Below are 22,829 nucleotides of genomic sequence, written 5' to 3'. Positions count from 1 at the left end.
TGATCATGAAAAAAATATTATTCATAATTTTTGTTGCTTTCGCGTTCTCTTCTTGTGAAGATTTTCTCACAGAGAAACCGAAAGATTTAATGGACCCGGCGGCATTTTACAATTCAGATGATGAAGCCATCGCTTCTGTAAACGGGGTCTATGCACGCTTGAATTATTATTACAACAATGGAGGCGGAACGAACGGATATAGTTATTACTCCTGTTTGGGTACAGACATTGGTACAATGACCGGGGGAAGGGAAAACAATGGCCAGCATTACTACCATGTTTACACGATGACGCCGGATATTATTGACGGCAGGATGAGAGGTACCTGGCGGGAACTGTACAGGGCAATTGGCGACGCCAATCTATGCATTTCAAGGGTTTCAGCATCAGAAAATATATCGGATGGGATTAAGGACCGTGTGGTGGCCGAAGCTAAAACCCTCAGAGCTTTGTTCTACTATATGCTGACCAACTGGTGGGGTGACGTTCCAATGTGGCTTGAGGAGCTTAATGTTACGGAAGTTGGTGGTGAAATTCCGAAAACCCCTGTTGCCGATATCCGGGCCCAAATGGTAAAGGATCTAACTGATGCAATCCCTTACTTACCTGAACAATATTCAGGCAGCGATGTCGGTAGAGTTACAAAATGGGCAGCTTCCATGTTATTGACCAAGGTATATCTATGGCAGCAAGACTGGCCAAATGCCAAAGCGACCGCAGGTAGTATAATCAATTCAGGCGATTTCAGCCTAATGGAAAATTACGAAGATGTGTTTGGGAAGGACCACGAATACAATGCGGAAAGAATATGGGAGATTGATTATGTGGTAGATATTCACACATCCACACTGCCTACTAAATATAATATCAGAGGGGTTGACAAAGAACCAAATCTTTCGGGCGCGATTAACACCAACCTGGGTTACGGGCTGCATGTCGCTTCGAAAGAATTTCTTGAAACATTTGACCCTGAAGACAAACGTTATAACTCCTACGATTTTTACCATTCGCTGGGTCTGGATGAAAGTGAATACCACTATCATTATATCACGAAAAATATGAATCTGGAAGATCCGAAGGGGAATACGGGCAGCAATACGATTATTTACCGGCTTGCTGATGCTTACCTCATGTATGCAGAAGCAGAAAATGAGCTGAATGGCCCAACTGCGGATGCCTATGAAAAAATAAATACGATTAGGACAAGAGCTTTTGATGACTCTTCGAAAATGCTGTCTGGCCTGACAAAAGAAAGTTTTCGGCAGGCAATTATGGACGAACGCAAATGGGAACTCGGGTTTGAATTTCAACGTCGCTGGGATTTAATACGCTGGGGAAAATTAGTAGAAGCTGTTAAATCAATGGCGACTACAAACCCATGGGGTGCTGAAAATGTTCAATCGTATCATTCGCTGCTTCCAATCCCTCCTGCAGAAATTGTGTTGAATCCGGCTTTAGAGCAAAATCCGGGTTATTAGTAGTACCATGTACAATTCTTAATTTATCTGATGCAGCTTATATTGATTTATGGATTATACCGTGTGATGAAATTAGTATAGGCTGCATTTTTAGTACTATGAATAGCAATTATTAAAATTGATTTGTAGAAGATATACTATGAAATACTATTCCATATTTATTCTTTTCGGCTTTTTCATATTTTTTAACTCCTTCAAGGAAGAAAAAACAAGTCCTCCGAATGTTATTTATATCCTTACCGATGATCTTGGATATGGTGATTTATCATGCTATGGTCAAAAGAAATTGTCAACACCCAATATCGATCGGCTGGCAAATGAAGGTTTACTTTTTACCAATCATTATTCCGGAAATACTGTTTGCTCTCCGTCAAGGGCAGTATTAATGACCGGCCAGGATCCCGGCCATGTTCATTGCAGGGGAAATATGCCAGATGAAAAAATGGGAGCACTGGATTCGACCATGGTTACTTTACCTCGCTTGTTTAAAAATGCTGGCTATACAACCGGAGCTTTTGGTAAATGGGGATTGGGAATAACGAGTAACGAAGGAGAGGAGAATCCTTTAACTCATAGTTTTGACCATTTTACCGGCTGGAAAAGCCAGATGATTGCGCATACGTACTATCCGTCGTCAATTGTGAGAGATGGTAAGGAGATTTCTTTGGATTCAGGAACTTATGTGCATGATTTTATAATGGAGGATGCTTTTAATTTTATCAGGGAAAGTGTGAAGGAAAATAAGCCTTTTTTCTGTTATATCCCAACTGCAATACCACATGCTGCCATGCACGCCCCAAAAGAATTGCATGAAAAATGGCGAAAGAAATTGCCTCAATTTGATGATAAAATTGGCAGATATGGAGCCGGGCCGGGAGAAATTTGTCCGCCTGTACAAAATCCAATTGCAGGGTTTGGAGCGATGATGGAACATCTGGATGATCAGATCGGTGAATTGCTGTCGCTTTTAACACAAATGGGGATTGCTGATAATACTCTGGTTATGTTTTCAAGCGATAATGGTTCTCATCACGAAGGAGGGCATGACCCGGAATACTGGGATTCCAATGGGCCTTTGAGAGGACATAAACGCGATATGTACGAGGGAGGATTAAGGGCTCCGTTCTTAGCTCGTTGGCCAAATGTAATTGAACAAGGAACAACTTCTGATTTTCCAAGTGCTTTTTGGGATATCCTTCCTACAATAGCAGATATTATTGACCAGGAAAAACCTCTGCAAACCAATGGAATTTCATTTTACCCTACATTAAAAGGCGAAAGCAGGCAGGAAGAGCATAACTATTTGTACTGGGAATTCCGGCAGGGAAAGCATCAATTCGTTAAAGGGAAAGCAATCCGGCTTGGCGATTGGAAAGCAGTGGTGAATTATCCAAATTCATCCAATGAGCAAAGCCAACCGGGTGAAATAGAGCTTTATGATCTAAGCAATGACTTAGGAGAAGAGCACAATGTTGCAGATCAGCATCCCGGGCTTGTCCAACAAATAAAATCCATGTTGTCGAGTTATGAATAGTAAAATTAAGGGACTCTTGTTTTTCAATAAAACGCTCCTTATAAAAATAATGGTGTTATCTATTCTGTTATCAGGAAGTATCAATATAAAAGCTCAGGAAAAACCGAATATTGTTTTCTTTTTGGTTGATGATTTGGGTTGGAGTGACTTGGGATGTTTTGGTAGTGACTATTACATGACCCCAAATATTGATAAACTAGCGGATCAGGGCATGAAATTCACATCGGCGTATATGATGCCAACCTGCTCTCCCTCCAGAGCTAGTTTGATGACCGGTGAGTATGCTCCGCGTACCGGAATTTTTTCGGTAGATGGGTATGCCAACACCCCATCGAAAATGAAAAAGCTGAAAGGGATTCCGTCAAAAAAATACCTTGTACCCGAGGATATTACCATTGCTGAAGTCCTGAAAAATGCAGGTTATAAAACCGGTAGTTTCGGGAAATGGCATTTGGGGAATAATGAAGAGACTTATCCTACCAATCAGGGCTTCGACGTGAATGTGGGCGGTTGTGAGGCTGGCTCTCCTAAATCGTATTTTAGCCCTTTCGTGGGTATTAAAAATATTGATGTAAAAGAAAAAGGGAAATACATCACCGAAGTTCTGACAGATAGTGTGTGTGCGTTTATTGATGGAAACAAAAACAAGCCATTTTTTATTTATTTCCCATTTTATCAGGTTCATGTGCCTGTTCATGCAAAAAAGGAATGGGTGGAAAAATACAAAGGGAAAGAAGGCTTTTACGAGCAAAATAATCCAAATTACGGAGCCATGGTCAGCTACATGGATTATTCAGTGGGGAGGGTGCTCAATAAACTTGAAGAGTTGAACCTTTCAAAAAATACGATTGTTGTCCTCACTTCCGATAACGGCGGTCAAATAATGGTGACCTCCAATGCTCCGCTGAAAGGGCAAAAAGGAAATCTTTACGAAGGCGGCATCCGGGTGCCGTTGATTGTAAGATGGCCCGGAAAAGCAAAACAGGGTTCTAGCAGTGATGTGCCGGTAACCGTGGTTGATTATTTCCCAACACTGGCTGCAATGGCGGGGGCTGCTATCCCGGAAAATAAAATAATTGACGGCGAAAGTATTGTTCCGCTTCTGGATGGAGGAAAGTGTCTTAATCGTGATGCTATTTTCTGGCATTTAACTTCCTATAACGGAAACGGGCACAGCAATTCTTATTTGTGGCAAGCGCCGGGAGGAGTTATCCGAAAAGGAAACTGGAAGCTAATTGAAAACTTTGAAGACCATTCAATTGAATTGTACAATCTGAAAAAGGACATTGGGGAAACCCAAAACCTCAGCAATAAGAACTCGAAAAAGGCCAAAGAACTTTTAACTGATCTGAAAAACTGGCAAAAAGAAATGGAAGCACCTATACCAACTGAACCTAACCCCGGTTTTAAGCCTGGAGCAATAGATTGGTTGGATAAATGGAATACGAGAATTATTGAACAGGCTGAAAAACAAACACTAGTAAAATAAACATACAATGAATAGGTTCGCATTAATTCTCTTATTTACAATTTTTAGCCTGGAAGTTACTTCCTGTGGAGCTAAAATCGAGGATGAAAACAAGCCAAACATTTTGCTCATCAACATTGACGATATGGGCTGGCGAGATGTTGGTTTTATGGGCTCGGAATATTACGAAACTCCCAATTTAGATGCCCTGGCAGCCGATGGAATGATTTTTACCAATGCCTATGCGGCTGCGGCAAACTGTGCCCCCAGCAGAGCCTGTTTGATGAGTGGGCAGTGGACGCCACGACATGGTATCTACACTGTCGGAACATCAGAGAGGGGAAAAAGTGAAAACCGCAAATTAATCCCTACCGCAAATAATGAATATATGCCCGATGATAACATTCTTATTCCTGAAGTATTAAAAGAGGCCGGTTACACTACCTGCCATGCCGGTAAATGGCATCTGAGCGATGATCCCACTTTGTTTGGATTCGATGTAAATATTGGCGGTAGCCATGCCGGAAACCCCGGAAGTTATTATCCTCCATATAAAAATGTACCTTCCCTTAAGCCACCAACAGATGATTATTATCTGACTAATCTGGTAATGGATAAAACCCTGGAATTTGTAAAATCCACATCAGATCGGCCTTTCTTTTTATATTATTCTCCCTATGCAGTTCATACTCCTGTAAACCCGGTAAAAGACTTACTTTCCAAGTATAAAAACAAGCCGGAATGGAATGGTCAGAATAATGCCCAATATGGCACAATGGTTGAAAACCTGGACTCTCAAATAGGTCGTTTAATTTCCTTACTGAAAGAATCCAATAAACTTGAAAATACATTCATCTTGTTTATCTCTGACAACGGTGGTGTTTACAAAGTAACACGACAAAAGCCACTTCGTGCAGGCAAAGGATCATATTACGAAGGAGGTATCAGGGAACCGATGTTTGCTTATTGGAAAGGAAAGATTGAGCAAGGGACTACAACGGATTACCCGGTTTCTAACCTTGATTTTTATCCAACAATCCTTGAAGTGGCAGGAATTTCCAAACCTGAAGAAAAAGTTCTTGACGGACAGTCATTTGTTTCGTTGTTGAAAGGAAACAGCATGTTAAGGGAAAGACCTCTGTTTTGGCATTTCCCAATTTATCTCGAAGGAGGGAATCCAGAATGCCAGGATCCGCTTTTCCGCTGTCGTCCCGGTTCTGCCATTCGTTTAGGCGATTGGAAATTGATTCAATATTTTGAAAATAATGATATTGAATTATACAACCTGAAAGAAGATATCGGTGAAACAAATAACCTGGCCACTTCCAATCCTCAAAAAGTGAATGAATTTCTTGAAATATTAAAAGAATGGCGGAAAGAAACTGCAGCCCCTGTCCCTTCTATAATAAATCCGAATTTTAAAGGAAATAGTGTAAAATGAAATTAGAAATAATTTTTTTTAAAAAGGTTGTTGTTGTTGTTTGTTTTCTTTGGGTATTCCCGTTTTTGGCTTTTTCAAAAGATAAAATGGAGAATCCTAAAAACATCGTTTTTATTTTAGTTGACGACCTTGGCTACTCCGATATTGGCTATATGAAACAAAAACCACAAATAAAAACGCCTAATATTGATAAGCTGGCCCAAAACGGAATGGTTTTTACCAATGCTTATGCTTCATGTCCTGTTTGTTCGCCTACCAGGGCAAGTATTCTTACCGGCAAATATCCTGCAACTCTGCATCTAACATGCCATATTCCGGGAATTGGAATGGAAAAGTATGTTGCCCAAAGAAGCAAGGGAAAAAAGTTGTTAGAAGCCGATTTTATTGACCATCTTCCGTTGGAAGAAACAACTCTTGCAGAAGTATTAAAAAGGAATGGTTACAAAACTGTATTTTTGGGAAAATGGCATTTGGCAGGTGAAGGGTCGCAAACAACTACGGATGGCGTCGTTAATGCCAATTATCACCCCGACCAACAAGGATTCGATATTAATATTGGAGGTTGTGCCTATGGACAGCCAGCCAGCTATTTTTCACCATACCGGAATGCAACTATTGCAGATGAGGCCGAAAATGAATATCTGACAGACAGGCTCGGGGAAGATGCATGCAGGTTCATTGAAGAGAATAAGAAGGAAAAGTTTCTTCTTTATCTCTCATTTTATACAGTGCATACTCCCTGGCAAGTGCCGAATGATGTTGTAAAAAAATACAATGGAAACAAGTATTATGCAATGATCGACCAGTTGGATGAAAATGTGGGCAGAGTTTTAAACAAGCTTCGTGAATTGAATTTAACTAAAAATACATTGATAATTTTTTATTCTGATAATGGCGGAGTTCAGGAAAATCCACCTCTGCAAGATAGGAAAGGTTCATTGTATGAAGGAGGCATTCGTGTTCCGTTGGTTTTTAGTTTGCCCGGAATTGTTCCGGAAAATACAACATGCGAAATCCCGGTTACCAGTCCGGATTTTTTCCCTACTTTATTGGCTGCATCCGGAAACTTTTCAGAAACAGGGAAATACAAAGTTGACGGAATTAACTTATGGCCTGTAATAATCGATGGGGAAAAACCAGATGATAGAGCAATCTTCTGGCATTTCCCGCATCATCGTAATAATGAAAAAAGTATGGCAGCTGCTGTACGTGAAGGAGACTGGAAACTGATTTATGAGTTTGAATCACAAAAGCTCAGTCTTTTCAATTTAAAAGAGGATATTGGGGAAACTACAAACCTGTCTGATAAATTTCCTGAAAAAGCAAAATACCTATATGAGAAATTAAAAAACTGGCAATTAGACGTTAACGCTGTTATACCAAACCCAAACCCAGAGTTTAAAAATTAAAAGAATAAACAATGAAAAACTATATTTTAGGACTGATAAAAATAATTGTAATTATTACTCTCCTTACTCCGCCAAGTTTGTTTGCATCAGATTTACCTACACTAAATAACTCTTTCAAAAATGCAAAAGCCCATACAAAAAGAAATCAACTGATTGTTTCAACGGGAGAAATAGAACGTTCCTGGGTTTGGACAGGTAAGGGACTTTCTACCATACAAATAAAAAATAATTCAGGAGAGGTAGTTGCCACAAACTCTGATACCCCCGCAGACTGGGATTTTGGTGATCTTGGTGAAGGAAAACTAATATCACTAAAAGCCTTTCGTGATGATGACGAGCATTTTACCAGTGAACACCTTACTATTGTAGCCGAAATAAAATACAGTAATATAATTTTGAAGTATGAAGTTTGGGCTTACCCGGATGCCCCCGGACTACGTACCCAGGTTTGGCTAAAAACGCCTTCCGGCAAAAAGATGGGGGATGGAACATTGGCCCCTGGAATTTCAGAATCGATTAAATTAGCTGATAAACAGGAGAAAGTAACTGCTTTTGGCTATCAGGCCGGGTTAAAAGCTGATGTTAAACCGTATGAAATATTAACGACAGAAAATATCCCGGAAAATGGAAGCTCAGAAATAACAAGCGGACTGATTGCTGCCGGAAGAGCAGGCGGGCTAATTCTTCTGAAAGAATCGCAGATTCATACGGACATGCACGAGGCATTGGAGACAGGCGGCTTTGAACGAAAAGAAAGTCAGCTATTTGTAACCGGCTTAGGTCTTTGTCCGAATGATCTTGAGGATAACGAATACAAATTTTGCTGGGCCAATTGGCTGGTTCTTTATCAGGGCAACGAACTTGATGCACAAATGCAGATTAAACGTTTTGATCGGATTCGTTATCCCGTTCATCCGGATAGGGATGTTTTTATCATGGCCAATACCTGGGGCTCTGAAGATAAGCAGGACCAGTGTTGGTACAAAGCCAGGGAAGAAAATGTGTTGACCGAAATTGAAGTCTGTGCAGAACTGGGTATTGATATCCTTCAGATTGATGATGGATGGCAAATAAGAAAAGGTGAAGATAGTTGGTTGCCGGCAGCAAAGGGCCCGACCCAATCATACAAAAACAGTGAATTGCCCCAGCTTTTAGACGGGACGTTGATGCCCGAAAGCTACGATATTTATCCAGATGGTTTTGGGAAAGTACGCGAAACAGCAAAGGAAAAAGGGATTCGTTTGGGTTTGTGGAATGCCTGGACTGCGCCGTTGAATACGTTAAAAGCAAATTATGATGCTGGCGATTTTAAATCCTTTAAATTGGATTTTGCCGTACTTCATACAAAGGAGGCTTTAGATAATCTGTATTATAAGGCACGCGATTTAATAAAGTACTCAAACTATAGTGCTGTTGTAAACTGGGATGTGACAGAAAGAGCTCCACGCATGGGATTTTATTTCGGACGCGACTGCGGAAACCTTTATTTGGCAAACCGCAAAGCATACACGATACGTCCTTCCGTGCAGTATGAGCCGTGGCAGGTATTGCGTGATGGATGGGAACTCGCCAGCTATATGAACCTGAATAAAGTACAGCTCACTTTTCAGAACAAAGACCTGACTCCTCCGGAGGCAATTACAGATGCATTAAAATATTCACATGCTTATAATTTTGCCATTACATTGATGTCGAGCCCTATATTTTTTACTGAATTGCAATTCCTGTCGCCGGAAGCAAGAGCTGAACTCAAACCAATTATAGCAAAGTATAAGGCAGAACGGGACGAAATGTACAAAGGCTATGTTTTTGCTATTGGCGATAAACCTGACAACAAAAGCTGGACCGGGTTTCAGAATTATAATCCGGAAACAGGAAATGGATATTTAACCGTGTTCCGTGAATTGAATAACAACGAAAAAAGTAAAAGCATCGAGCTCAAATTTTTAGAAAACAAAAAAATTGAGCTTTATAACTTGCTAACCGGAGAAAAAAGAATATTAACACAGTCCGGTTCATCACTTTTGTTTTCTTCGGATATACCGGCATCTTTTCTATTCTATCGATATAAAATTCTTAATTAAAGATGTTTGCTATCCGCAAAGGAGACTGGAAACTGATTTATGAGTTTGAATCAGAAAAGCTCAGTCTTTTCAATTTAAAAGAGGATATTGGGGAAACCACAAACCTGTCTAATAAATTTCCTGAAAAAACAAAACTTCTATGTGCGAAATTAAAATACTGGCAGTCAGTAGTTAATGTTGTTATGTTAAATCCAAATCCTGAATATGTAAATTTAAATAAATCATATATTATGAAGACAATTGTATCAGTTTTATTTATCTCGATAGTATTTATCTCGTGCACTCAACAATCCGAAACAATGGTTAATATGATTCCGCAAAAACCAGCAACCGCTGCCAATTACTGGTGTACATGGTATGCTCAAAATTATTGGGTGCAACGGGGCGGAGAAATCTCTGATTTAAATAAAATAACGAACCCGGCAGCACGTGAAGAACTCACATATAATCATCTTTTCAATCCGGAAGAAGGTTGGGTAACCAATTATCTTCCACGTGGGCGCAGTGACTGGTATTTTTTAATCGACCATGGCTGGCAAACCAAGGAGCCATCGGAACGAACCGTGTCTGGTGCCAAACCATTTTTTTCTTTGCAAATCGATCCGCGCGATTTTCCCGAGTATGGAGATGCTGAGCCGCAAGAATCACTTCGGTTATTTAATGAAGAAATTATTTCCAACGGATGGCGTGGACTAGGTATCTGGACAAGAGGAACCATTGATTCAACTACGGCTCATACATTCGTTGAATGGTCGAAATATGCCGGAATCGAATACTGGAAAATTGATGGAGGTGGTACCGAAAATTTCTGGAGTTTTAAAATCAAAGAAAAGATTTTCCCTGAATTAAATCTTGAATACGTAACTCCAGCTGGTAATTTAAATCCCGACTGGGATGTACCGAACAGGAAAGAATATCCTTCTGTTTACGATGCAGGAGGCGCCAAACAGGAAGAAATGTTAAGAGTTTTACAATATTCAGATGCATTTCGCACGTATGATGCTTCTCCTCTTTTGATGTCTGTAACTACCCTGCGTCGTACACACGACATTTTAAAACAAACACAAAATCAACCTAAATATCGTTCAATATTGAATCTTCAGGACGATTGTAATGCAGCCGCTGCTTTGGGCTGTTTGGTGGCAAGCAAACGTCATCCTAATTACATGGAACGTACACTTGAGGGGAAAGATCTTCACCACCAATTATCAGGGAAACGGCACATGCAGGGAAGAATGAATGAGGCTGAAAGGTTTGGGCGTTGGTCGCGAATTGCACCTGCTTTCCCTGCTGGTGAAGGAACGTATAATTCATCTGAAAAAGAATTAATTGATTATTGTGAGTTTACAAAGTGGGACACATGGAACAAAGCAACTTACGGCAAAATGGTCTATCAAAGTGCACCTGCAATTATGGCTCGGAATATGCCTTTGCCTGAAGTTGAGATAGATGGTGAGCCACCTTATGTTATGGCTACAACCTATCCGAATGGAGCGGTTTGTATTGCAACAGAGGGAAGGGTTCGCCCTGATGATAACTGGTTTCATCCAAGGGCAAAAGTCACTATTAAAATTAAAGATGTAACCCAACCCATAGGAATTTTTGGTCACTACAATATGTTAATTATAGAATTTCCTGAAACAATAAGTCCTGAAAATATTTGGGCACAGGATTTACTTGCTGATTCGGCAACCGATATCAAACCTAAAGTAAAGATTGAGGGAAACAGTATTTATATACCAGGTGAGCTGATCGATAAAATAGGCATTTCAGCAGGAGATAAGGATGATATTTCAGCTCCAGGGATGGTGATAAAGTTGAACATCTAAAAAATTGTAAGGGATGACGAAAATGTAAACTGATTTTCTTTTTGTTTTTTTAGCAATTTTATCGTTGCAAAAGACAAACCGAATGTTATATACATACTCGCTTATGATTTGAGTAACGGTGATTTGTGCTTTAACGGACAATTTCATTTTGTAACACAAACATTGATAAATTGGCTGCAAAAAGAATATTTTTTACCGGCATAATGCCGGTTTTTTTGTTTGTGCGCTATCGCAATCGTCGTTGATGACCGGCCAAACCACAAGACATATGCCTGTTTGCGGAACAGGGAAGTAAAAACTGAAGGACAGTGTATTACACTTTTACCATGGCGGAACCCCGCTAAAGAAGGAAGTTTATGTCACTGGTGTGGTGGTTTTGAGAAGTGTTGCCTCGGATATCCTGACTCTGAAGCGAGCACTTCGATGAATTTTTGGGGACAACTAATACATAACTATTACCTTGTTATTTGTGGCACAACGAGGAAAAAGTGCTGTTTAATTGAAACACGGGCGGCAAATATGAAGAATATGTGGTTCATACCATACACCAGCGTGCGTTGGAGTTTATCGAGAAAAGCTAACTGTTCTCTTTTTTTTGCTATCGTCTACTATTCTTTTTGCTAAGTAGCCAACACTCCATTTGTAAACTTTTTAACGCTCTTGAGCTAAGGCTTCAGATTCAGCAAAACTTAAACAATGTTTGGTGTATTTTTTTCAAGCAGCAAGAAATGTTTTGAAATAGAATTATCCCGGTATTCTTTGCGTTGTGATAGTGTTTGGGCAAGAAAAAGGCATATTCTCCACAAAAAACAGATGCAACGTTAATGAAATTGAGTTATCTATGGTGGATGTAATATCCTGTGAATTGTTCAGTTTCCGTTAAATGAAAACAATCAACAATTGTTTAATGTTGGAACTTTGTTGTATAAATCACATGGATTTGTAGTTTTGTAGGTTTCTTTCAGGAATCGTTTCAACACTAATATTTTTGAATTAAAGCTGCTTTGTTGCCTCTCATTAAAATGTTTGGAGTAGTCATATCTGATTGTGAATAATTTTAAATGGACGATAAGCAAAATCAAAAAATATGGAATGATTTTAAGGCTGGGCATCATTCTGCTTTTACCTTAATTTATAATCAACATGTTGATTTACTGTATGCTTATGGAACTAAAATATGTAGCGATGATAATTTGGTAAAAGATTGTATTCAAGAAGTTTTTATTCGATTATTTGAAAGAAGAGATAAGATCCGAAATCTCGATTCAATTAAATTTTACCTGTTTAAATCGTTAAAAAACTCTCTTATCGACTCACTATCGTCACATAAAAAGATGAGGGCAGTTTCAGAGAATATTGAATTTGAAATTGAATATTCGGCAGAAAAATATTGGATCGACAATGAAGTTGGAAATTCTCAAAAAAAGAAAATTAAAAACGCTTTAAATCAACTTACCAGTAAGCAAAAAGAAATAATTAATCTAAGGTATAATCATGGCCTTAGTTTTGCTCAAATTGCCGAAATTGTAGGAGTAAATGCAGCGTCAGCAAAAAAACAAACCTACCGTACCTTGGGAAAATTAAGAGAACTTCTCGATTTGGACGGCACTTCTGAGTGAGAATCACACATCCACTTTTTCTTTATATTTTATTTGTTATTGATGGAGAGTCTAAGGACTAAACTTAATAATGACCAACATTTTTTTTAGAGTACTTCGAGTAGTAGTTGTTTTTTTATATTGATAGTGTTTTGGTTATTTATGCAGAATTATAGTGCTCTATATGCGTTATTGCTATCAATTTGTTAATAATTTATAAAAAATGTTGTGAATTTGTGTCCCCTTTTTGTGCGTTTTTAAGTCTTGTTTAAAACTCATAAAAAAAATGATTTTAGATAAGGAGTATTTAAAGTTTCTTGAAGATCCAAAATTTATAGAATGGATCTATTATCCAACATCTGAATTAGATGAATACTGGAAGAATTATCAGGAAACCAATTTTGAACAGACGCCTGTACTTCTCAAATCCGTGGAATTGTGCAAGACGCTTTGTTCAAATGACAAGAAGTTGTCATCTAAAGAAAAGCATGAAATATTATTAAATGCTTTGAATAAATACAACAGAAACAGCAAAAAAAGTAGTTCATTAATATCAATTTCCAGGATATCAATTCCAGGCATTGCTAAATACGCAGCCGTTGCCATGGTATTTTTTTCATTAGGTTACTTTGTTTTTTATAAAACCAATATCGTTCGGAATCAATTGCTGACGGAAAGTACATACGTGCCTGAAAATAGTTCTGATGCGCAACTCATATTATCTGATGGGAAAAATATTGCGATTGAAAGCAAAGAATCCGCAGTTAATTACAATGAGGATAGGGTAGTTATCGATAATGATACAATTCGGGCAGATAGAAATCTTAGTACAAATGATGTTGCTGCTTTTAACCAAATTATTATTCCTTATGGTAAAAGATCCTATCTGACCTTGGCCGATGGATCTGAAATATGGTTAAATTCAGGCAGTCGTCTGTTATTTCCAAATGTTTTTAATAACGAAAAAAGAGAAATTTTTCTGGAAGGAGAGGCCTATATAAAAGTTAAAGCAGATAAATCGAGGCCCTTTATTGTCAATACAAACGAATTGTCTGTGGAAGCTTTGGGAACAGAATTCAATGTGTCGTCGTACAGGCAAGATGACATTGTAAGAACAGTGCTTGCCGAAGGCCGTGTTCGCATACGAAAAGTAAATGATTTACCTTTTTCTAAATCAATTTATCTGGAGCCTAATCAGGCTGCCAGCTATAACAAAACTACACAGGAATCAACTGTAAAGGAAGTTGATATTAACTACCATACGAGTTGGAAAGATGGTTATTTCCTTTTTGATGGAGAAGAGCTGAATCGCATAACCAAAAAATTGGAGAGATTTTACGACATTAAAATAGCATATGAAAATTCGGTGAAAGGTTTTATTGAAATATCTGGTAAGCTTATATTAAGTGACGACTGTCAAACAGCGATTGACAATATAGCCTCAACAGCATCTGTCGAGATACAGAAAATCAACGAAAGTAAATATATAATTAAATAATAATCCGGTGTTGTTTAATAAAGATTATTGCACCTAATCAGCTTAACTTAAAAAACAGCACAAAAAAACAATTTCTATGAAATTAACACAAAAATCGTGGTTGTGGGATCACGACTGTTTAAGAAGTATTTTTCTTATTTCTCCGATGACAATTCTGATCCTACTTGCAAGTGGAATTCGCTTATGGGCGAATGATGTTGATTATCAGGGCTCAGCAAAGTTAAGTGTGAGCTATGAAAAAGCTACTGTGGGAGAAGTAATCAAACACATTGAGAAAATCAGTGAGTTCTATTTTTTGTACCGAAAAGAAATAGTAAACGAAGACCGAAAAGTCAGTTTTGATTTAAAAGACGCATCTATTGAAAAGATTCTTTTTGAATTATTCAAAGGCGAAAAGCTTGATTACGAGATAAGGGATAAACAAATTATTGTAACGCGAAAGAAAGATAGTAACCTTCCCACATCTATACAAGCCAAAGATCAGGAGCGTGAGATTTATGGTACTGTAACAAATCGTTTGGGCGAATTGATTCCGGGGGCCAGTGTTTCTATAAAAGGCACGCAACAGGGTACAGTAACCAGTACTGATGGTAAATTTGCTTTGAAGGTACCCGATGGCGCCGAATTTATTGTGGTGTCGTTTATTGGCTTACAAACGAAGGAGGTTGAAATTACCGGGCAACAGATTTACAGTATTGTTTTGGAAGATGAGATTATTGGAGTTGATGAAGTTGTTGTTGTTGCTTACGGTACATCAAAAAAATCATCGTTTGTAGGCTCTGCATCGTTGGTATCGGAAGAAAAAATGAAAAAAATAAAAACATCAAATCCGATACAGGCTTTACAGGGGATGAGTAGTGGTGTTCAGGTCATAAATAACAATGGGCAACCGGGCTCAAATCCAACGGTTGTCATTCGTGGTATTGGATCTATGAATGCATCCAACGCGCCACTTTATGTAGTCGATGGAGTTCCTTACGGAGGTTATATAAATGCCATTTCTCAGTCAGATATTGAATCGATTACAGTATTGAAAGATGCTTCCGCAAGTGCTCTTTACGGTTCCAGAGCTGCAAATGGTGTAATTATTATTACTACAAAAAAGGGAAAATCAGATGAAGGAAAAATTAATGTAAGTTCAACATTTAGTTTTTCGAAATTAGCAGTTGACCTGCCACGCAGATTATCTCCTCAGGAATTTGTTGAAACAACATGGGAAGCAATGTATTTTGGTGCATTAGATAATGGCTCAAGCGAAGCAGATGCAGCTCTTTATGCAACCGATAACCTGAGTAATGAAATTAAAATTAATCCATTTAGTATTAGTAAACCGGTTGGAACTGATGGAAAACTTGATCCAAATGCAAATCTTCTTTTCGAGGGAAATTGGAATGATGAGTTGCTAAAGTCAAGACCAAGTCAGGAATATACGATTGATTTTAGTGGAAAAACAAACAAAACAGCGTATTATTTTTCTGCTTCATACCTTGACGATAAAGGTATTTTTACAACACAAAAGTTTAACCGAATTTCCGCTCGTTCAAATGTAACTGCAAAAGTGAAAACATGGTTGGAAATGGGAACGAATACGTCCTTTTCACATAGCTTGTCGGATAGTCCGGCCGGTTCAAGTACTGTTTGGTTTTTACGCACTGTTCCTTCTATTTATCCGGTGTATGAATATGATTATGATGCAAATGCATATAAAACAGATGATAACGGGAAAAAAATATATGATTATGGGGATAACCGGCAAGGATGGATTGGTTGGAATCCGTTGGCAGACGCAGCCTATAACAAATACGAAACATTGGTGGATAATATCTCTACCAGAAACTATGCTGAAATTACCTTTACACCAGAATTAAAATTCAGATCAACATTTAGTCTGGATTATTACTTAACTTCTTATCATGGATATACTACTCCTGATTATGGTTTTATGATAGGCCGGGGAGAGGTTTCCAAATCAACCACAAGAGCAACCACTAGTACCATTACTAATTTGCTTACCTACGATAAAAAAATAAATGACCACACGTTTAGCATTTTATTAGGACAAGAGGCTTATAAGTTTAAACGTAATTATTTGTATGCAGCCAGAGAAGATTTACCTTTTGGCGGCCTATATGAACTGGCATCGGCAGCTACAATGACCGGATCTGATTCATACGAAGATAATTACCGTTTGTTGAGTTGGTTCTCACGAGCTGAATACGATTACAAAAACAAATATTATTTTTCAGGAAGTTTACGTCGCGACGGAACTTCACGATTTAGCGATGCATCACGGTTTGGCACTTTTTGGTCACTGGGAGCTTCCTGGAGAGCCTCAGAAGAAGATTTTTTTAAACAATACGACTGGTTAGATAATCTGAAGGTAAAAGCAAGTTATGGCGCTGTTGGTAACGACAATTTATCAACAATGTATGCTTATCAGGGATTATACGGAACCGGTTACAACGATTATGGTTTACCTGGTTTGATGATTTCCAGATTACCAAATGAAGGTTTGAAATGGGAAACCAACCTTCAATTTAACGTCGGGCTGGAATTTACTGTATTGAATCGTTTAACAGGGTCTCTGGAATACTTTAAACGTCAATCAAAAGATTTGCTTTTTACTGAACCCATGGCTCCGTCAACAGGATTTAGTGGAATTGATAAAAATATTGGCGATGTTGAGAACAAAGGTGTAGAATTTGATTTATCGTGGAGAATAATAGAACAAAACGATTTTTCATGGTCAATGGATATTAACGCCACTCATTACAAAAATGAAATTACGAAACTGCCCCAAGAGGAAATGAATTCGGGTGTTTTTAAATGGCGTGAAGGAGAATCACGTTATAATTTTTGGGGAGCAGAATATGCCGGTATTAATCCTGAAAATGGTAACGACCAATGGTGGATGAACATATACGAGACAGTGGGTGGTGAAGAAGTAATAGCAGACAGAGTACTAACAGAAAATCAGACAGATGTAAGTAGCGACAAGCAAAAGAAATATTTGGGTGACGCCTTACCCGATGTTTTTGGTGGTTACACGAATAACTTTAAATACAAAGGTCTTGATTTGTCTGTGATGTTTTACTATAGTCTAGGTGGCAAATTGTACGATTCAGATTATTCTCAAATGATGGGATACAGAACAGGCTTCTCATTTCACGAGGATGTTTTGGATGCATGGACTCCGGAAAACAATACCAGTTCAGTCACTCGTTTATCGCAAGCATTTTCAAATTCGTTGTCAAGCTATTCTTCAAAATATATTTACAATAATAGCTTTGTTCGTCTTAGAAACATAACATTGGGATATACATTACCTCAGAATATTTTGAGCAAAATTGATATTAGCTCATTGCGATTATTCGTAAAAGGAGACAATCTGGTAACCTGGGGGAAAGCAGCAAAACGGGGAACAGACCCGGAACAGAGTCTGAGTGGAACAACAGACAACAGATTTCCGACTGTAAAATCAGTTTCAGTTGGTTTACAATTAAGTTTATAGAATTAGAAATTTTAAAATGTTATGACGATGAAAAACTATATAAAAGCACTAACTATAGTGGCGTTAATAGTGTTGGGTACTACCTCGTGTGAAGACTATTTGGAAACGAATCCATCATCTTCTGTTTCTGATATATCGGTTTTTAATACTGTGCAAGGGGCGCAAGCTGCTTTAAACGGTTGCTACTATCAAATGGAATCAGGAAATGGAGGTGCTGAGAGATCAGATGATTGGGGCTATCCAAGCCATCAAATGTTTCAAACTGTTTGTGGCGAAGACATAATTGTATGGGGTGGTTGGTATTCATATGATTACTCCATGTGGGGACATACCCGTGGCGACATTTTTAAATCGAGTTCTCTTTGGAATTTTTACTACAGATTAATAAACAATACAAATAGTGTAATTGCTTATACGCCTGAAAGTTTAGGAGATGAAGCCGAAAAAAATCACGTAATGGGACAGGCATATGCGCTGCGTGGTTGGGCATACTTTCAGCTAATCAGATTGTTCCAGCACACCTATATTATCGCTCAGGATATGCCCGGAGTACCTCTGTATACAGAGCCAACTTCTGATAAAACGGAGGGAAAACCACGCGGAACTGTTGAGCAAACGTATCAACAAATTTTGGATGATTTAACCATGGCAGAGTCCTTGCTGGAAGGTTACGATCGTGGCAGCAGAAAAAACAGAATAAATGCCAATGTATGTCAGGGCTTTTTAGCTGAAGTATATTTAACAATGAACAACTGGGAAAAAGCAGCAGAATATGCAGGAAAAGCACGAGCCGGTTTTCCACTTACTTCAAACGACGATTATCTTGCTGGTTTTAATAATGTAAATACGGCTTCATGGATGTGGGGTGTTGCTCCAACCAAGGACCAAAATATGGGCGATTATTCTCCTTTTGCAATGTGGGCAAACTGGACACGGGATGGCTTTACGTTTCAGTGTTTTTTCCTTGCAACAGATTTTGTAAATATGTTCGATGCTGAAGATGTAAGGGCTTCGCAGTTTGATTATGTTTGGGATCAGATTTATACTTCTATGAAGTTTAGAGATACTGATGATTTATTGGGAAATATTGTATTTATGCGAGCAGAAGAAATGCTCTTTATTGAAGCAGAAGCACTAATGCATATGGATAGGGAAAATGAAGGTAAAGCTTTGTTATGGGAACTTCAGGAAATGCGTGGTGCAAATAAATCGGACGAAACAGGAAATGATCTGATTGAGGCACTTTTAGTAGAAAGAAGAAAAGAGCTTTATGGCGAAGGTTTTGATTGGTTTGAAATAATTCGGAACCAAAAACCTCTTTTACGCACCGGTAATCATATTAACTACGGTGGAAACATAACTTTCCCTGCCCGCTCATGGAGATTTGTTTATCAGGTACCGTTTAGCGAAATTATTAGTAACGATGCCATGGTTGATGACATATGGCCAGGTGGCGACCAAACACCATTTGACGGAGTATATATGCCGTAATAAAAATTTAAGAGTGAGGGCTGGAATGGCAGGAATTGATGAAAATAAGGTTTTATGCCGAAATCCTGCTTTTAACAGTATAAATCCTGAGTTTGATGAAATATTTGATTATACTCAAACTCAGGATTCTTTTATAATTGTCATTTAAGTAAAATAATGAAAATTCATTCAATCATATTCTCTATTTTTTGCGTTGTGTGTTTGTTTTCTCAGGTAAAAGGGCAGCAATACCTCAAGATGATAAATGATCAAAAGTCCAGTATTTTTGAGATTCAGAAGGCTGCAAATGAATACTTTTCGAAGGTTGGCACCGGAAAGGGTACTGGTTATAAACAATACAAAAGGTGGGAGCATGAAAATTGGAGCAAAGCTTATCCTCTCGGAAATATTAATTTCCAGGGTGTTGATATGTCAAAAAAAGAATTTGACCAATTTAAAAACAGAACATACACCAAAAGTGCTGATATAAATGTTTGGAAAAGCCTTGGTCCTGATAATATCAACACAAATAATGGTCACTATTCTCCCGGTCTGGGCAGAATCGACCGAATTGCTGTTGATCCGGAACATGAAAATATACTTTATATCGGTGGTCCAACAAACGGCGTGTGGAAGTCTGTGGATGGAGGACTAAACTGGGTATCAAAAACCGATACTATAGGAAGCAGAGGAGTTTGCGGTATTGTTATTGATCCGGTTAATACAGATAAAATCTACTGGGCAACCGGCGATGGCGACAATAACTCAACCAACTGCACAGGTATTTATATTTCAAATGACGGGGGAGAAAGCTGGAATATGTCCGGATTACGTTTTGCATACACCGAAGGTGTAAAAGGCCGTAAGCTGATCATGCACCCAACCGACAATAATACATTACTTTTTTCCTGCTCAAGAGGCATTTATAAATCTATTGACGGCGGAGCGAACTGGATTTTGAATCAAGCGGGTGATTTTGATGATATATTCTATAAAGCAGATGAATCACAGATTGTGTATGCCAGCCAGGTTGGCGGATTTTTTCGTTCCACAAACGGAGGAGACTCTTTTGTAAAGGTTAACGTTGATTTGGGAGGACGGGTTTTTATCGGTTTAACAGCAGCAGCTCCCAATGTGGTTTATCTGATGACTGGTAGAAAAGGTATTTATAAGTCGACAAATAAGGGACAAAGTTTTACCTATATCGGTGACCATAAATATACGAAAGGAGAAATGTGGCATCACGGAACTTTTATTATAAGTCCCGTTGATGAAAAACTGATTCATACCGGAGAATTCGAAACACACAAGTCATTGGATGGCGGCTATTCATGGGTGAAAACATCAGATTGGACCTATCCAAACAATCATTATATACATTGTGATATTCACGATTTTGTTTATGCCGGTAACAAGTTATATGTCTGCACTGATGGAGGAGTTTCATACAGTACTGACGAAGGTAATAGCTGGATAAATTTGTATAATACAATGGTAGCTCTCGAACCATACCGTTTAACAGTAAGTAAGACAAACTCAAATTTACATATGAATGGTTCACAGGATAATGGAATTTATCTATGGGATGGCCAACTTTGGGACGGTATTTACGGCGCCGACGGCATGGAGTGCCTTATCGACTGCGACAACCCTAACAATAAATATTTTGCCATACAGAATGGAGAATTACACTCTACCGGTCATTCTGTAACACAGCCCGGAGAAGGAGATTGGGTATCGCCGCTGGTTATGCATCCAACAAATCCTTCGGTGATGTATTTTGGCAATAACAAGGTGCACAAAACTACTGATGGCATGCAAAGCTGGACAGCAATTGGTGCTTTTGGTATAGGCAATGTTACTAATCTGGCACTCGGAGAATCTGATCCAAATTATATTTATGCTTCAAAAGGAGCAAGGTTATGGCGCACCTCTGATGATGGTGCAAATTGGACAGAAATAACAACAGGTTTGCCTAATCAATGGATTACCCGAATTGCAGTGCATCCGTCAGATCCGTTAAAAGTAGCAGTTTCGTTGGGAGCTTTTAATAACGGAGAGAAAGTCTATCTGTCAAAAAATGGCGGAGTAACATGGGAGAATTACTCAAAACAATTGCCCAATATTGAAGCGAGGTGTTTGGTATTTGATGACTCAGAAACAGATGCCCTGTACCTGGGAATGGATATTGGAATTTATTATATCGATAATACCATGGATAACTGGGAACTTTACTCTGAAGGTTTTCCAATGGTTGGAGTAAACGACTTAGAAATACATTATCCCTCTGATCAGATTTTTGCCGCTAGTTTAGGTCGGGGAATCTGGAAAAATTCTACAAAAAATGCCCCCACATATTGTACAGCAGCCGGTAGCAATCAAACACCCGGCAATTGGATCAAAAATGTTAAACTGGAAACAATTGACCAGAATTCAGATAAGGAGTCTTATTCAGACTTTACAAATGTTTATGCCAAACTTAGGATTGGTGAAGATTATACAATGCAGATTACTCTTAATCAACACAACTCAAATGATAAATGCTTTGCTTGGATTGATAGCAACAACAACAAGGAATTTGAATCCAGCGAATTGTTGACTTTTGGCAGTTTTAATGAAGAACACAGAACTTCTGCATCTTTTTTAATTCCTGAAGATGTAACTCCCGGATTTTACACCATGCGTTTGCGTTTACAAAATGAAAATGAAGAACCAACACCATGCGGTAATGATATTAAAGGAGAAGTAGAAGATTACTCCGTTTTAATTGAAAAAAATATACTTCAATATTGTAATGCAGTAGGTGCTGATGGAACAGGAGCGGATTGGATTAGTAATGTCAAACTAAATACAATAGATAATACTTCAGAACAAACCGGTTACTCCGACTTTACCAATCATTCAACAGATTTACGGGTAGGTGAGGAATATACAATAGCAGTAACATTGAATTATCATTTTGATTTAGACAAATGTGGTGCCTGGATAGATTATAACCAAAATGCCGTTTTTGAGGCCAATGAATTTATCGATCTTCCAGTTTTTAGTAGCGGAGAGCATCTTTATCAGGGAAATTTTACAGTACCTGAAAACTCCATGATGGGAAGTACAAGGATGCGGGTGCGAGCTGTTTATGATAACAGTGTAGTACCTTGTAATTCAATTTTTGGAGAGGTTGAAGATTACACAATTAATATAGAAAAGGTTACTTCAAGTAATGCTAAAACACTGGCTGCTCAAAAGCTTAAAGTTTATCCAAATCCTGCGAAATCTGTGCTTAATATTGAACTTTTAGAAATCGGAGAGAAAGATGTCATTCTTCAGATTTTTAATGTGGAAGGACAACTTATGTTTTCCGAAGAACTTGGTATACAGAGAAGAACAAAAATAGAAACGTCATCATTTAAGGCTGGATTATATTTCATTCGGGTTAACTATAGCGACAAGTCAGTTTATAGTAAGTTTGTGGTAAATTAGTTGAAATTATTATAAGGAAAGGGTGACAGAAT

Annotated in this window: 12 protein-coding genes; all 12 read left to right on the top strand. The window is 38.4% G+C overall.

The window, feature by feature from the left end:
- Positions 1 to 5: 5 nt before the first annotated feature.
- The 12 genes from K5G00_RS18285 (at position 6) to K5G00_RS18230 (ending at position 22,797) form a co-directional block, all read left to right on the top strand.
- Complete coding sequence (locus tag K5G00_RS18285) at positions 6 to 1,478, top strand: RagB/SusD family nutrient uptake outer membrane protein (protein ID WP_238767633.1); 1,473 nt, start codon at positions 6 to 8, stop codon at positions 1,476 to 1,478.
- Positions 1,479 to 1,617: 139 nt separating this feature from the next.
- Positions 1,618 to 3,012 carry an arylsulfatase gene (locus K5G00_RS18280; RefSeq protein ID WP_238767632.1) on the top strand — a complete coding sequence of 465 codons (1,395 nt, stop codon included), beginning with the start codon at positions 1,618 to 1,620 and terminating at the stop codon, positions 3,010 to 3,012.
- Between the two features lie 49 nt (positions 3,013 to 3,061).
- Positions 3,062 to 4,501, top strand: a complete 1,440-nt coding sequence (locus tag K5G00_RS18275; RefSeq protein WP_238767631.1) for a sulfatase — start codon at positions 3,062 to 3,064, stop codon at positions 4,499 to 4,501.
- 7 nt (positions 4,502 to 4,508) lie between these two features.
- Complete coding sequence (locus K5G00_RS18270; RefSeq protein ID WP_238767630.1) at positions 4,509 to 5,921, top strand: sulfatase; 1,413 nt, start codon at positions 4,509 to 4,511, stop codon at positions 5,919 to 5,921.
- The gene (locus K5G00_RS18265; protein WP_238767629.1) at positions 5,918 to 7,330 is read left to right on the top strand and encodes a sulfatase; all 1,413 of its coding nucleotides are present in this window, start codon (positions 5,918 to 5,920) and stop codon (positions 7,328 to 7,330) included. Before K5G00_RS18270 ends, K5G00_RS18265 begins: the two co-directional genes overlap by 4 nt.
- Before the next feature lie 11 nt (positions 7,331 to 7,341).
- Entirely contained in the window at positions 7,342 to 9,414 is a 2,073-nt protein-coding gene (locus K5G00_RS18260; protein ID WP_238767628.1) for an alpha-amylase family protein, read from the top strand.
- A 2-nt stretch (positions 9,415 to 9,416) separates the two neighbouring features.
- Complete coding sequence (locus K5G00_RS18255) at positions 9,417 to 11,243, top strand: hypothetical protein (RefSeq protein WP_238767627.1); 1,827 nt, start codon at positions 9,417 to 9,419, stop codon at positions 11,241 to 11,243.
- Positions 11,244 to 12,304: 1,061 nt separating this feature from the next.
- Entirely contained in the window at positions 12,305 to 12,862 is a 558-nt protein-coding gene (locus K5G00_RS18250) for an RNA polymerase sigma factor (protein ID WP_238767626.1), read from the top strand.
- 265 nt (positions 12,863 to 13,127) lie between these two features.
- The gene (locus tag K5G00_RS18245; RefSeq protein ID WP_238767625.1) at positions 13,128 to 14,339 is read left to right on the top strand and encodes a FecR family protein; all 1,212 of its coding nucleotides are present in this window, start codon (positions 13,128 to 13,130) and stop codon (positions 14,337 to 14,339) included.
- Between the two features lie 76 nt (positions 14,340 to 14,415).
- Positions 14,416 to 17,850, top strand: coding sequence for a TonB-dependent receptor (locus K5G00_RS18240; RefSeq protein ID WP_238767624.1), 3,435 nt, complete (start codon positions 14,416 to 14,418; stop codon positions 17,848 to 17,850).
- Between the two features lie 27 nt (positions 17,851 to 17,877).
- Positions 17,878 to 19,341 (top strand): RagB/SusD family nutrient uptake outer membrane protein, encoded by a 1,464-nt coding sequence (locus K5G00_RS18235; RefSeq protein WP_238767623.1) that lies wholly within the window; start codon positions 17,878 to 17,880, stop codon positions 19,339 to 19,341.
- Between the two features lie 156 nt (positions 19,342 to 19,497).
- Positions 19,498 to 22,797 carry a GEVED domain-containing protein gene (locus K5G00_RS18230; RefSeq protein WP_238767622.1) on the top strand — a complete coding sequence of 1,100 codons (3,300 nt, stop codon included), beginning with the start codon at positions 19,498 to 19,500 and terminating at the stop codon, positions 22,795 to 22,797.
- The last annotated feature ends 32 nt before the right edge of the window (positions 22,798 to 22,829 follow it).

The organism is Maribellus maritimus (assembly GCF_022267315.1).
Lineage (GTDB): Bacteria > Bacteroidota > Bacteroidia > Bacteroidales > Prolixibacteraceae > Draconibacterium > Draconibacterium maritimum.
This window is presented reverse-complemented; position numbering and strand designations above follow the sequence as displayed.

Coding starts and splice junctions, on each gene's coding strand:
- K5G00_RS18285 (WP_238767633.1), top strand. CDS start 6: ATGAAAAAAATATTATTCATAATTTTTGTTGCTTTCGCGTTCTCTTCT.
- K5G00_RS18280 (WP_238767632.1), top strand. CDS start 1,618: ATGAAATACTATTCCATATTTATTCTTTTCGGCTTTTTCATATTTTTT.
- K5G00_RS18275 (WP_238767631.1), top strand. CDS start 3,062: ATGGTGTTATCTATTCTGTTATCAGGAAGTATCAATATAAAAGCTCAG.
- K5G00_RS18270 (WP_238767630.1), top strand. CDS start 4,509: ATGAATAGGTTCGCATTAATTCTCTTATTTACAATTTTTAGCCTGGAA.
- K5G00_RS18265 (WP_238767629.1), top strand. CDS start 5,918: ATGAAATTAGAAATAATTTTTTTTAAAAAGGTTGTTGTTGTTGTTTGT.
- K5G00_RS18260 (WP_238767628.1), top strand. CDS start 7,342: ATGAAAAACTATATTTTAGGACTGATAAAAATAATTGTAATTATTACT.
- K5G00_RS18255 (WP_238767627.1), top strand. CDS start 9,417: ATGTTTGCTATCCGCAAAGGAGACTGGAAACTGATTTATGAGTTTGAA.
- K5G00_RS18250 (WP_238767626.1), top strand. CDS start 12,305: ATGGACGATAAGCAAAATCAAAAAATATGGAATGATTTTAAGGCTGGG.
- K5G00_RS18245 (WP_238767625.1), top strand. CDS start 13,128: ATGATTTTAGATAAGGAGTATTTAAAGTTTCTTGAAGATCCAAAATTT.
- K5G00_RS18240 (WP_238767624.1), top strand. CDS start 14,416: ATGAAATTAACACAAAAATCGTGGTTGTGGGATCACGACTGTTTAAGA.
- K5G00_RS18235 (WP_238767623.1), top strand. CDS start 17,878: ATGAAAAACTATATAAAAGCACTAACTATAGTGGCGTTAATAGTGTTG.
- K5G00_RS18230 (WP_238767622.1), top strand. CDS start 19,498: ATGAAAATTCATTCAATCATATTCTCTATTTTTTGCGTTGTGTGTTTG.